Annotated in this window: 8 protein-coding genes and 1 riboswitch; of the genes, 1 reads left to right on the top strand and 7 read right to left on the bottom strand. The window is 43.3% G+C overall.

The genetic code is table 11. The features are described 5' to 3' along the window. Positions 1–53: 53 nt before the first annotated feature. Complete coding sequence (locus IEY67_RS14275) at positions 54–2,084, top strand: HD family phosphohydrolase (protein ID WP_183672080.1); 2,031 nt, start codon at positions 54–56, stop codon at positions 2,082–2,084. Here IEY67_RS14275 and IEY67_RS14270 read toward each other — a convergent pair. The 7 genes from IEY67_RS14270 to IEY67_RS14240 all read right to left on the bottom strand — a co-directional run bounded on the left by IEY67_RS14270 (position 2,059) and on the right by IEY67_RS14240 (position 14,237). Beyond that, positions 2,059–2,547, bottom strand: a complete 489-nt coding sequence (locus tag IEY67_RS14270; RefSeq protein WP_370450099.1) for a low molecular weight protein-tyrosine-phosphatase — start codon at positions 2,545–2,547, stop codon at positions 2,059–2,061. The two genes, IEY67_RS14275 and IEY67_RS14270, sit on opposite strands and share 26 nt — an antisense overlap. Positions 2,548–2,591: 44 nt before the next feature. Continuing rightward, a complete protein-coding gene (gene priA, locus IEY67_RS14265; RefSeq protein WP_183672079.1) occupies positions 2,592–5,054 on the bottom strand; it encodes a replication restart helicase PriA in 2,463 nt (820 codons plus the stop codon). Between the two features lie 69 nt (positions 5,055–5,123). Beyond that, a complete protein-coding gene (locus tag IEY67_RS14260) occupies positions 5,124–5,717 on the bottom strand; it encodes a porin family protein (RefSeq protein ID WP_183672078.1) in 594 nt (197 codons plus the stop codon). Positions 5,718–5,983: 266 nt separating this feature from the next. Beyond that, positions 5,984–6,177, bottom strand: a riboswitch (cobalamin riboswitch). Between the two features lie 47 nt (positions 6,178–6,224). Next, a complete protein-coding gene (locus IEY67_RS14255) occupies positions 6,225–7,703 on the bottom strand; it encodes a right-handed parallel beta-helix repeat-containing protein (protein ID WP_183672077.1) in 1,479 nt (492 codons plus the stop codon). Positions 7,704–7,807: 104 nt separating this feature from the next. Continuing rightward, positions 7,808–9,448, bottom strand: coding sequence for a RagB/SusD family nutrient uptake outer membrane protein (locus IEY67_RS14250; RefSeq protein WP_183672076.1), 1,641 nt, complete (start codon positions 9,446–9,448; stop codon positions 7,808–7,810). 12 nt (positions 9,449–9,460) lie between these two features. After that, positions 9,461–12,448, bottom strand: coding sequence for a SusC/RagA family TonB-linked outer membrane protein (locus IEY67_RS14245; RefSeq protein ID WP_183672075.1), 2,988 nt, complete (start codon positions 12,446–12,448; stop codon positions 9,461–9,463). A gap of 28 nt (positions 12,449–12,476) precedes the next feature. Beyond that, positions 12,477–14,237 carry a RagB/SusD family nutrient uptake outer membrane protein gene (locus IEY67_RS14240; protein WP_183672074.1) on the bottom strand — a complete coding sequence of 587 codons (1,761 nt, stop codon included), beginning with the start codon at positions 14,235–14,237 and terminating at the stop codon, positions 12,477–12,479. Positions 14,238–14,242: the final 5 nt, after the last annotated feature.

Below are 14,242 nucleotides of genomic sequence, written 5' to 3'. Positions count from 1 at the left end.
TTTTTCTCTTACTAAACTTTTTTATGTACATTTCGCCCTCAAATGAGAATCTTATGAAACTAAAAAACTATAGCATACACCCGGCCGTATATTTCATAGTAGCATCTCTGCTAATTGCTTACTTTTTCCCGCGTGAGGGGAAATTCCGTTATCAGTTCTATGAAGGCAAGCCCTGGAGGTACGGATTGCTTACTGCGCCGAGCGATTTTCCTATTTATAAAACCGATGCCGAAGTCGAAGCAGAAAAAGACAGTGTACTGAAAAACTTCGAACCTTATTTCCGCATGGACGCGACTGTCGAAAATACGGAAGTCGACAAGTTACGGACTGCCTACAACAATGACCTGAAACGGAAAGCGACGCCGGCTTATATGCAATACATCGAAAATAGCCTGGTCAGCCTGTACAAAAAAGGGATCATAGCCCCACAGGAAGTAGAAAACCTGAAAAAGAACAACTACGAACGCGTTAACCTGCTGGAAAATAATATTGCACATTCCCGTTATGCCAGCGACTTTTTCACGGTAAAAACAGCTTATGAGTTCATTATAAATAATTGTCCGACCCGTTTGGACAAATCGATCCTGCAGTCTTGTGATATTAATAATTACCTGACGGAAAACGTATCGTACGATGAAGCGATGTCGGAGAAAGTAAAAGACGATATGCTCCGGGGGGTAGCACTGGCAAACGGTATGGTACAGGCGGGGGAACGCATCGTTGACAGGGGAGAAATTATTGATAATCACACATACAATGTGTTACGTTCCCTAAAGATCGTACACGAAACGAAGTCGGGCGGCGCCCAACGTCAAAGTATTATCCTTGGCGGACAATTCGTACTGGTCTTCGGTATGATTTTCTGTTTCTGGCTATACCTGTGGTCCTTCCGGTTGAAGATATTACATAACAGGCGGAACGCGCTGTTTCTCGTCCTGTGTATATTTGTCAGTTGTATATTGACAGAGTTGTGTGTCACGTATGCACTGTTCAATATTTATATATTGCCTTATGCGATTGTGCCGATCGTTGTCCGGACTTTCTTTGATTCCCGTACAGCCCTGTTTACACATCTTATCATCGTATTGATATGTTCGCTGATGGTACCTTTCCCGCATGAGTTCCTGCTGTTACAGATCATAGCGGGGATGGTCGTTACCTTCAGCTTGAGAGACCTGTCGGAACGTTCGCAGCTGATCCGTTGCGCATTCCTGATCTTTATGTCTTATACATTATGTTATATCAGTCTTGCCTTATATCAGGAAGCCGATTTCAACAAGATCAACTGGCTGATGATCCTGTACTTCGGTATTAACTTCATTCTGTTGATGTTTACTTATATTCTGGTTTACATGCTAGAAAAGACCTTCGGATATGTATCGAGTATCACGTTGGTGGAATTATCGAACATCAATACGCCTATTCTTAAAAAGTTATCGGAAACATCTCCCGGAACATTCCAGCACTCCCTGCAGGTCTCTATACTGGCATCGGAAGCGGCTGCAAAAATCGGAGCGAATGCGCAACTGGTGCGTACGGGAGCCATGTACCATGATATAGGAAAAATGGCAAATCCGGCTTTCTTTACCGAAAACCAAAGTAGTGTGAATCCGCATAGCCAACTGACCTTCGACCAGAGTGCCAAAGTGATCATCAACCATGTCACCGATGGAGTAAGGATAGCCGAGAAGGCATTGTTACCGAAAGCTGTCGTCGATTTCATCCGCACACATCATGGATTGGGGAAAGCCAAATATTTCTATAACTCATTCAAAAACCAATATCCGGATAAAGAGATCGACGAAAAGGTGTTTACTTATCCGGGACCTAACCCGTTCTCAAAAGAGACTGCCGTGCTGATGATGGCGGACTCTGTTGAAGCGGCCTCCCGCAGTCTGAAAGAACATACGGAAGAGAGCATCAAACAGTTGGTGGATAAAATTATCGACGGACAGATCGCTGACGGATTATTAAAGAGTGCTCCGCTGACCTTCCGGGACGTGGAAACCATTAAAAGTGTTTTTGTCGACAAGCTGAAAACGATGTTCCATACCCGTATCAGTTATCCTGACCTGAAGAAATAGTTTCCAATAATCCGCCACAGGCGTCTTCCAGTAAATCGAGAACCAACTCAAAGCCGGAGGCGCCTCCGTAATAGGGATCGGGGACATAGTCGTATAATTTATTACGGGAATATTCCGTCATCTGGTGTATTTTAGCAACAGATTCCAGGTCGGGGGCCTTCTGTTTCAGGTCATCGATATTACGATCGTCCATCCCGATGATCAGATCGAAATCATAGAAATCGGAAGTACGGACAGGACGGGAGATAGAATCGAGCACATAGCCCCGCCGTGCCGCATGGCTACGCATCCGCTGGTCGGCACGTTCTCCTTCATGATATCCCATGATACCTGCCGAATCGACTTCGATAGAATCTTCAAGACCGGCATCCTTTACCAATTTCTTCATCACCGCTTCTGCCGACGGAGAGCGACAGATATTTCCGAGACAAACAAATAACAATCTTATCTTTTCCTGCTTCATCATACTGGTCATTTAATTGTTTTTTTAATTGAATACTTCATTGTTTACGCCGGGTCGACATCATAGTGCACTATCAACTGTTTAAAAGGAAGATAGCGTTGCATTTCCAAATGAATTGCTTCCAGTATCTCCCTAACAGGGGCAATCGCTGCAGCTATTTCGATTTTCAGAACGATCTTTTTAATATGCAATGTCTGCACCCGGGTGACAGGCGGAGTCACTGGGCCTAATACCCTTTCTCCTAAACGAACACGCAACTTTTCAGCATAGATTGTCGACATTTCCTGCAAGACAGTCTCATTACGGCTCCGGAGCACCAGAACAATCAACCGGTAATAAGGAGGATACCGGAACATACTGCGCTCGCTCAACTGCAAACGGACCATTTCCCGATAAGCAAAATGCTGTACCATCCGTATCAAAGGATGCTCCGGCTGGGAAGTCTGTAAAACAACCGTACCGCGTTTATCCCTCCTACCGGCACGCCCACTCACCTGTACCATCAGCTGGAAAGCGCGTTCGTGAGCCCGGAAATCTGGGTAATTCATCAGGTTATCGGCATTCAGAATACCTACTACACTCACATTTCCAAAGTCCAACCCTTTGGACAACATCTGCGTCCCGATCAGTATCTGCGTCTTCCCTTTCTCAAAATCCGATATAATACGCTCGTAAGCCGTACGGGTACGGGCTGTGTCGAAATCCAACCGCTCGACTTTTGCCGCCGGAAACAAAGAGGCGATCTCCTCCTCCACCTTTTCCGTACCGAATCCCATCATTTTTAACTCTGCACTCTGACATTCCGGACAATGGGGCGGTAACTGAATAGTATATCCGCAATAATGGCAGACCAGTTGATTATGGTATTTATGATAGGTCAGGCTGACATCACAATTCACACAATGAGGGACCCAGCCGCAACTCTTACATTCGATCATCGGAGCGAACCCACGCCGGTTCTGGAACAGGATAGCCTGTTCACCACGAGCAAGCGCCGCATTTACCTTTTCAACCAGCAAAGGAGAGAAAAGCGTATCTTTCATGATCTTTTTACGCTTCAGTTCTTTTATATCGGCAGTTATGATCTCCGGCATCAGGCAATCGCCAAAACGGGAAGTCAGTTCTACCAATCCATATTTACCGGTCGTTGCATTGAAATAAGAGTCGATCGAAGGGGTGGCAGATCCCAGCAATGTCTTTGCCCCGTGCATCCCCGCCAACACGATAGCAGCATTACGGGCATGGTAACGTGGTGCCGGGTCTTGTTGTTTATAGGTATTCTCATGTTCCTCATCCACAATGATCAACCCCAGGTCCTTGAACGGAAGAAAAAGAGAGGAACGCACTCCCATTACGACCATCGGTTCTCCCCCATGAAGCAGCTTATTCCAAACCTCCACACGTTCATTGTCGGAAAATTTGGAATGATATACCAGCAACTTGTCTCCGAACAACTTAGCCAACCGCTCCGTGATCTGGGTCGTTATAGCGATCTCCGGAAGCATATACAAAACCTGCCGGCCCATCTTCAACACCTCATCGATCAGACGGACATAGATTTCAGTCTTTCCGCTCGAAGTAACTCCATGAAGCAAACAAACCTCTTTGGAAGTAAAAGTATCATGTATCTCGTTATAGGCTTTTTCCTGTGCCGGACTTAGCAAACTAAGCGATTGCAACCGGCATACCGGGACCTGCAAACGTCCGACTTCTTTCTCATAACTCTCCAGGACTCCTCGTTTCAGCAAACCTTCCAATATAGCAGATGAACAGCCACTGTGCTCCAGTAATTCTTTTCTTGAAACCTCCTTACTCAGAGCAGGGTTTAAAGCATGACTTAAATCGAGAAAACAAACCAGCAAAAGTTCCTGTTTTTTTGCCCGCTTAAAATCGGCAAAAACCTCCTGTAAACGTTCCTCAGTAGCATATTCCTGCGATAACCGGATAAATGTCTGCATTTTCGGAACAAACCCTCGTTTCATTTCTTCGCTGACTTCAACAGCTCCACGAGCCATCAAAGAAGCCACAACCGGTACAACATTACGCAATCCGGTTCTTTTCTCCAGTTCCGATACAGTTAATTTGAGTACACCTTTGAAGGCATCCAGTACTGCTTGCTCATTGGGGCGCAAAGGACCGTCTGCCTCAAAATCAGCATTATAAGTCACAGCCGTTTCACTTTCCAGTTTTAACCCGGAAGGTAAGGCTGCTTTATAAACATCTCCCAGTTTACACAAATAATAAGAGGCTATCCATTTCCAGAAACGAAGTTGCGGCCTGCGCAACACGGGACTTGCATCCAGCAAGGCATAGATCTCTTTTGTTTCAAAATCCGTATTCGGCCTACGCTCATGCACATCCATGACAATCGCTGTGTAATAACGTTTCTTACCGAAATGAACAATGACCCGGCAACCGGGAGTTACGGCAGCCTCCAGGTCCGCAGGAATGCTATAAGTATAGCTATTTTCCAGCGGCAGGGGTAGTATGACATCTGCATATTTCATTTACGATGCCAAAAGTAACAAAAAAGGCCGGACTGTTAAAGCCCGGCCCTTCATATCTTATGTCTGTTATCAAAACAAAATGGCAGCAGTAATAGACCATCCGCGGTTCTTGGCATTCAGGTCGAATTTGTCAGAACTATAGTTATCGGTTAGTCCCAAACCGTAATTTACACCGATCTGTAAATGACTGATCAGTTCCGCACCTACACCGAAGTTAAGGCCTGCACTAAAGTTTTTCGCTTTTATCTGATCTCCTAAAACATCCCATATTTTATCCCCTCCTACACGGAAACCGACATACGGACCGGCAGAAAGATAGGCTTTGACAAGAGGAATACCGAATTTCCATTTCAGATTTACCGGTATATCGAGATAATCTGTTTTCATACTTGTTGAAGATGCCGATCCTTCCGCTTTCATATCTACTCCTTTCTGTGAATAAAGGATCGCTGCATCCAATCCTATTCCGACCAGAGGAATCGTTGTTTCGATCATCGGACCGATCTGGAAACCTGTCACGTTATCCGCTTTCAGTATATCGGAATTCAGATGAACGGACGATATGTTTAAACCGCCTTTCACCCCAAACTTCAGCTGGGACTTGGCCGGTACGGCTATGAATGCCATCAAAATAATCAAAACTAAACCTGTAACCTTTTTCATATTGCCTGTTGTTAATTAATTACTGTTTGCAAATAAACATACTTTTCCAATAATAAACAAGTATTCCAGCCTTACTGTTCATTCATTAAAAAGAAAAGCATGCACCGGACACGGAGCTCATCCCGCAAACCGATCCATGCCTCTTTTCCTAATTATTATGGCAAAATAATTAAAAACAAATACACCAGGACAACGACAGGATGAACGGGAGTAAGAATATAGAGGCAGAATTGCCTTTTGTTCTCTTCCGGCCTTTCCTCGAAGCCGTCGAAATAGTATGCCTTGCAGGTCTTCTGACTTACTTCCGGATCGGGCGCCTTCCCAACTTTTGTCAGTGGCATGAGTGTTGCCTTATCCGTTATGAAGCTTACAGCAGCGGGACTGTCCGGGATTTTCACCCGATTCCCTTTTAATCCTTTCCTGCGAATACAGGCCAGGAACAATGCATGCCGCAAATATAGAGAGTTTTTTCGGATTATCACAACGAATGCCTATTTTCGTTAGAGACTATTCTATTTTAGCCTGATCGGTGCTTTGTTTCAATCGATCCAACACTTTCTCCCGCAAATATTCGGGAAACTCCTTATGGAATGGAAAGCTGGATAGTAAATCTAATTCTTTTTCAACAGCGGAAGAATCTTCAGGCCTGTCGATAAAATTGCCATAATAAGTGTTACCTTCAAATTTGGTATTAATGCTATTACCTGTCACAAACTTATATTGCAGTTCATCGTTCATGACATAGAAGATATTCCGCTTGAAAACCGTATTCTCCGCCCAGGGACCACCCCAGTTATCCATCACGAGCACTGAACGATCTATATCGGGAGAAGGCTTTTTCATGATAACGATTACGTTATCCTCAATAGCCGTCTGTTTAGCCGGTCCGGAAATATGGATTACCGGAGAGAACCAACCCGGACGAGTCGGATACGGACGCAAACCGTCATTAATACTTACATTGTGGCGGATAATCGTATTTTCTGTACCTATATTATACGGCTCTCCCAAAGAGTTACCTTCATTACAAACCATCACAAAACCTCCGGCATTATCATGGCTGAAATTGTACTGGATAAGCGTATTACGACAGTTGTAATCCGAATCGAATCCTTGTGCATCCCACTTGGCGAACTGACCGCTTACTTCATTGAACTGGATAATTGTATTATCACAACTCCACGGCCATATCCCGGCTGCGGCATCTTCAATCCTTAACAGATCAGGACTGTCCCTCACCACATTATGTTCGACCAATGCACCGTCACAAGCGATCGGGACAATCCCATCCCCCGGAACCTGTTCGATCAGATTCCCCCGGATAACGACATTCAAACTCGGGAACCATTTATCACGGCCTGAATTTCCATTTCCGGTAATGCCATTTCGATGACAACGATAGATATGGCAGTTCTCAATCAGTAAATCGACAAAACGGGTCGGTACTTCTTCTCCACCGTTATGCCAGTAAATACCGTTTCCTGCTCCTTCATTCTTAATACAACTACCATTCACATCATGAACAGTCAGGTTCTTTAAATGGATATGGTGAACATCTCCTTTATCCCAAGCATAAATAATCACTCCGTTCCTGCCCGGATCCGGTTTTTCCCCTTTATTTGTTATCTCCAGATTATTAACCTCCCAATATTCGAGACCTTCAAGCAACACTGTGTGTTGCTTGAGCCCGTTACCATGTAAAACGGGCTTTTTGCCTTCTTCATAACTACTGACAATGACAGGCATTTCTTTACTACCACTACCTTTCGGTTCAAACTGTCCTATGTATTCCGTACCCGATTTGAACAAGATACGGTCACCCGGTTCGAACATCTGTTCATTCAGTTTTTTCAAACTCTTCCAGGCGGTTGAAGGAGAATTTCCTGTGTTGCTATCATCACCCGTCAGACTATCCATATAAAATGTCCGCGAAACAGGACTACAGGCACATAACAATAAAGCCAAAAGCAAAGTGCATATTTTCATCTCTAATTAATTTATTTGTTAACCAATATTCAAAAGGGGATGTAAAAAGTCCATGTTAAGGAACCCTGATAACAGGACTTTAATACATCCCTAAACTTATCATTTTACCAATCCGGATTTTGATTCAATAGTGTATTTTTTAATAATTCAGCATTCGAAATAGGATATAAATACATTCTGTCATTCCAGGTCCGCTGATCGACGAGTTGACGAGTGTAAATCAAATCATTCCCTTTCTTTTCTATTTTTACCCCATAAATATCCATCGTCTGATCAGCGATCTTCCATCTTCTGACATCCCAGAAGCGATGATCTTCGAAAGCCAGTTCTACCTGACGTTCGTTCCGTATCCTTTCCCGGAAGTTATCCGTAGTAACACCCAGCATACCGGCACGCGTCCTGACCTGATCGATGGCTGCACGAGGCGATAAAGTAAATGTATTATCCGTATAATCCGGATTACCATACGCCTCATACAACGCTTCCGCATAATTGAGCAATACCTCTGCATATCTGAAAAGGACCCAGACATGGCGGCCAGTCGTTGTATTGTTCGGATCCAGGCTAATAGACTCCAACACATACTTTTTCAAATAATAGCCAGTAGGAGTCGCCCCGTCGATAGGAGTCCCGTTTTTACCACCGATGAATGTTTCAACCGTTGCATTCTTGAAAGTCGATCCATTATATAACACGGTCTTGAACAAACGAGAGTCTCTTTTTTCCGGATTATATATGTTACTGACATGTTCCGGATTCTTCCAGTCGAACCGGCTGCCGTCACTCATTTCAAAGGCATCCACCAGATTTTGTGAAGGGCAGGTTCCCGAGTTTCCCCCTTCGTATCCTATCGGGAAATTCAGCTTCTCAAAATTGTTGGAATTACCCTGCCGGGTTTCCAGGATCAATTCTTTTGAAGACAAATTATTCCAGCTGCTTTCATCAACCAATTGATACCACCCTTCAGATTCAGATTTGTCAATCAATTGCTTAGCTGCTTTTGCCGCTTCCACCCATTTCTCCTGACTGACAGCTCCCGCATATAACGGGCTGGCTGCATACAGCAATACTCTCGATTTCAGAGCCATGACGGCTCCCTGCGTGATACGGCCGGTTTCAGCTCCCGGCATATCTTTGTATGATACCGGTAATTTATCGGCAATCTCATTACATTCGCTGACAATAAACCCGATTACTTTTTCAAAATCTGCGGGTGCCACCTTATTCGCGTCTTCCAATTCCAGACAGTCCGTTATCAGAGGAACATTTTTATAACGCTTTGCCAACTCAAAATAGTAGAATGCACGTAAAAAACGTGCTTCATAAGGATAATACTGATATTGTTTCATTAAAAGCGCATAATCATCATTCCATTCTATATTCTCAAAATCTTTTTGATGATTCTCCAGAAACATGTTAGTAGTCCGGATCGCTGCATAATAGTTTCCCCATACATCGTCTATCGTCAGAATCGGACTCCAGGAACCATTATTATACCGGATAATATTGGAAGTGCTCCATGCATACTCCGCCTCATCGGTTGCAGCCGCACGAGTCGCTCCGTCAAAACTTCCAAAATCTACCGGTAGATAAGAATACGCTGTTGTAAGCATACCTTTCGCCCGGTCAAAGTAGACAAACATATCCTCCTTCCCGTATCCGGAAGACTCACTGTAATCCAGATAATCACAAGAAGGCAGAGATACTGTAAAAGCCAATATGGTTGATAATAAATACTTATTCATATACGTCTAATTTTAAAAATCGAGAGTTAATCCTATGTTATATGATCTGAAAGAAGGATAAGTGGCATACATCTGCTCCGGGTCCATATCTTTCACATGATCTACGGAAAAGAGATTCATACCTCTGGCAAACAAGTTGATATTTTCGAGCCTGATCTTGTTCGCCCATGATTTAGGCAATGTGTATGCTATTTCCAGATTTCTCAACTTCAGAAAATTTCCATTTTCAGTCCAGATAGAACTGTTTCTGAAGTTATTATCGTTCTGTTTTGTAGTCAGACGCGGATACATGGCATCAGGTGTAGACGGTGTCCAACGATTCTCCAGATAGTGCTGAGAGACATTCCTGTTGCCCACCAGCGGCCAGTACATACTTTCCATATCCTTTACCAGCGTATAGTTAGCTACACCCTGGAAATCAGCCCTCAAACTCAAATTTTTATATCCTAAAGCAATGGTAAAGCCATATGTTATTTCCGGCAATATCGTACTATAGCCAATAGCTACTTTATCATAATCATCAATCACTCCATCATTATTTTGATCTTTGTATTTTACATCGCCCGGAACCACTTTCGAGAATGATTGCGGGGTACTGTTAGCAACATCCGTCTCATCTTTAAAGAAACCGATGGCTTCCAGACCATAATACTGACCGATACGATTGCCTGTGTTTTTCAAATAATCATATGGTTGATAGCCTTCGTCCATATTCACAATCTCATTACGCGCAAAAGTAAAGTTACCGGCAAGCATATAGGTAAAATCACCTATACGGTCGTTCCACGACAAGCCCGCTTCAAATCCATAATTTTTTACTTCGCCGTCATTCAACATCGGGGTCGTAACACCCAATACCGTAGAATAAATAGGAGCCGAATTAACCAGGATATTCGTCCGTTTTTCATAAAAGACATCAGCCGATAAAGAAAGCCGGTTGAATACCTCCATATCGATACCGAAATTAAATTTAGAAGCTGTCTCCGGCTTTAATTTTAAATTAGGTAAACGAATTTCCCCATGACCGGATGCAGAATTATTGTTATCACCAAAATAATATGCACTGGTACCTGTTTTGAAGTAATATTTATCGTAATCATACGCAAACCTGTCACTTCCGGTAATACCCCACGAAGCTCTGGCTTTCAAATAATTGATAGCTGTTGCATTTTGCATAAAATCTTCCGAAGAAATCACCCATCCGGCTGAAATAGCCGGGAAGAATGCATACTTATCCGAATTACCCAGTACACTGGAGCCTGAATAAGTCAGTACCAGATCAGCAAGATATTTATTTTTATAAGCATAACTTGCATTTCCAATATAACTTTGGCGACGGTATGTCTGATTCAACCCATTCGGAGAGTTTTCCTCCTGATGATAAATAACTGAAGTATTCAACTGATGCGTATCCAGCCAGTTCTTTTCATAATTCACTTTTGCTTCAAAAGTAGTGACACGGCTCTGAGACCCTAAACTGGAACTAAAAGACAAATCTGTCTCCTGTCCATAACGTACACGAGTTATATCTGTGATGTTACCTCCATTATCCCTGACCGGCTGCAGACTTTCATACACGTAATTTTTTGTTTTACTATCCCAGTAACTGGCTTGGTTATCATAAGCAATCGCCAGTTCTGCACTCAGGCCGGGAGTAAGTACGGATAAATCCTGCAGGATCCGTAAATCGGCATATAAAGAGCGATCATTCCCTATGGAAAAACCTGTTGCTACCGATTCTGCAACCGGGTTCTTACGGATATTATCACCTCCCCATACCCCGGTACTCGTTTGGATAGGAAAAGCTGCCGACGGTACATTATAAATCATGGGGAACAATGTCGGATAGTTCGTTGCCGGACGATTATGTTGTGATAAAATACCCAACAGATTCAATTTGATCAATGTGAGTTTCGTCGCATTAATATCCAGATTAGCCCTTGCACTCAGTTTATCCCATTCCATCTGACTGGAATAATCCGGACTGAAGTGATCGGTATTCATGAAACCGTTATCACCTATATAATTGATGGCGGCAAAATAACGTATATTCTTACCTCCTCCTGTAAAAGAGGCATTGAACTGATGAGTCGTTCCTTTATTTTTCAGAACCTCATCTGCCCAATTTACACTGGGGAACAGTTCCGGCTGAGTTCCTGATTGAAAAGCTGCCAAATCAGACTGACTATACAGGGCTGCCAGTCCGTCCATCTGCAAAGCTTCATTCATCGCCTGCGCATACTGGTATCCGTTTGCCATAGTCGGAATACGAAAAGGCGTATTCAGTCCAAACTGATAACTGGCTTTCACCTTCATGCCGGAAAACTCACCACGCTTAGTCGTAACCAATATTACCCCGTTGGCCCCCCGTACTCCGTACAATGCCTGGGATGCGGCATCTTTCAAGACCGTAACACTTTCTATTTCATCCTGAGAAAGAGAACTTAACGGGCGTTCGAACCCGTCGATCAAAATCAAAGGAGTCTTTGTTCCGGTTGTTCCGGTTCCTCTGACAAACATTTCCGGATCACTGCTCCAGGCAACAGTTGTAGCCTGTAAGCTTGTTAATCCGGTAAGTTTTCCATACAATGAGTTAGCCGGATTTATATCAGAGGTTTTAGCCGACTGCATATAAATTGTAGAAACAGCCGCCGTACTCTCTTCATTACGACCGGACAAATTGAATCCGCGGTTCACCGGTTTCGAACGTCCGTCCAAAACAACTACGTTCATCCCTTCTTTCACCTGAATATCTTTCCGGCTGCCATCCGATGCCTGGACAATGAGAATATCACCCTTTTGCGTATCGTCAAGCGAGACTTGTCCACGTTCATCCGTCAACGAACCATTCGACATATTATCTTTTAAAGCTACCTTTACACCTATCAGCGGGTTATTTTGTTTATCTACAACTTTTATTGTTGTAGAAGCATCCTGTGCATAAGAAAGTACGGATACAGACAAAAATGTAGCCACATATATTTCTCTTATTATTTTCATAATCTACTTCTATGATTTATCAAATAAATTACCATCCCGGATTTTGCACCAATCCATACCCCTTGTTTATTTCATTCGGTGGAAATGCACATAAATACCATTTCGGCGACCAGCTGTTTTTCCAATACCGTTCTGCCAACTGCCACTTTTCGTATTTAAATGAACCGTCCGGCTGAAGTCTGATCTTTACTCCATACAATGGTTTGGTAAAATCGCCGGCACGTTTCCAGCGAACCAGGTCAAACCATCGGATTTCTTCATAGCCAAATTCAACAGCACGTTCATTCAAAACCATTTCACGAAACTCTTCCTGCGATAAATTACGTTGCAATTTCGGCAATCCTACCCGTCCGCGGACTTTATCGACCCAGGCATATGCCTCTCCTGTACGCCCTACTTCATTCAATGCCTCAGCGTAACTCAAGTAGATTTCAGCCAAACGTAAATAAGGCCAATGAATAACTGATCCGGCCAAAGTGGCATTGTCATGTTCGAGAAGGAACTTACGCATCACGGAACCCGTACGACAACGTGTATCATTTTCAGTTGGCTGCTCCAATCCGCCGATATAAGTCTGAGCGGTTCTTCCCTGCCATTTGTCTCCGTTGATAACCAATGTTTCATACAAACGAGGATCTCTGTTTTCAAAAGGATTAACTCCCTGAGGAATATTATTCCAGTCTAAAGAAAAAGGAGTACCATCAGCATTACCAAACATATCCATATAATTCAATGTCGGACAGCTGCAACCATACCAACCGGATGATTGCATGAAATAAAAATCACCATCCCAAATACCCGGACAAGTATTAGCTACACGGGTAGAGATCAGTACCTCTCCATTTCTTCTTTTATACCATGCATCCTGGAAGTCCTGTCGATAATTCCCAGTCTCTACCAATTCATATTTATAGGAGTCTGCACTGTTCGCCTGTTCAAATTCTTTACAGGCATCGACTACATCCTGCCAACGTTGTTCTGATTTATTACCATACCAAACCATCAAATTAGAACTGGCTTCGCCATCCAAATAAGGTTGATTGTCATTAAACAACGGACTGGCAGCAAACAATAATACACGAACCTTCAATCCCAGTGCAGCCGCTTTCGTAAACCGTCCGTCTTCTTCTGCCGATGTCTGCCAAGGAAGAACCGAAGCCGCTTCATTACAAAGATTCACAATAAAATTGACGGTTTTTTCAATCGTTTCACGAGGGTAGTTATAATCATCCCCGGGATAAATGGCTCTATCCAGCAAAGGTAATCCCCCAAAATGACGCATCATTTGTGTATATTGCACAGCAATAATCATTTTAGCTTCTCCTTTACGAACTTCTTTTTCCGATTCTGTCATATCGGGAACCCGATCCACATTTTCCAGAAAAATATAAGCTTTACGAATAGCTTCCCAACTACGCTCCTTCGTATAGGCATACATCACATCATAAGTATCGGAAAGTGATGCATTGTATTGTCCGTTATAATAATGGCGTTCGGCACCACACCCCCATCCTAAATAAGATTGGCAAAGATCTGTCGTCGATTCAAGCAGATCGACCCCTAATTTATCTTCTGCCGCATCCCAGCTATACATCACCCCATAAGGTAAGTGTTTGTACGCCGCCACCAAAGCACGTTCAGCAAACTGTTTAGAGGAAAAAATTGTATCCAGAGTAACATCTGCCCCCGGGCCTTTTTCCAAAAAATCATCTCCTATCTTTAGGTCATTACATGCCCCGAAATATAAAGATCCTGCAATTATAATTATCGGCATTAATAATCTTTTCATACTAT

This window comes from Parabacteroides faecis, from assembly GCF_014647375.1.
Lineage (GTDB): Bacteria > Bacteroidota > Bacteroidia > Bacteroidales > Tannerellaceae > Parabacteroides > Parabacteroides faecis.
The sequence above is the reverse complement of the archived record's forward strand: the minus strand, read 5'-3'. Positions and strand labels throughout refer to the sequence as shown.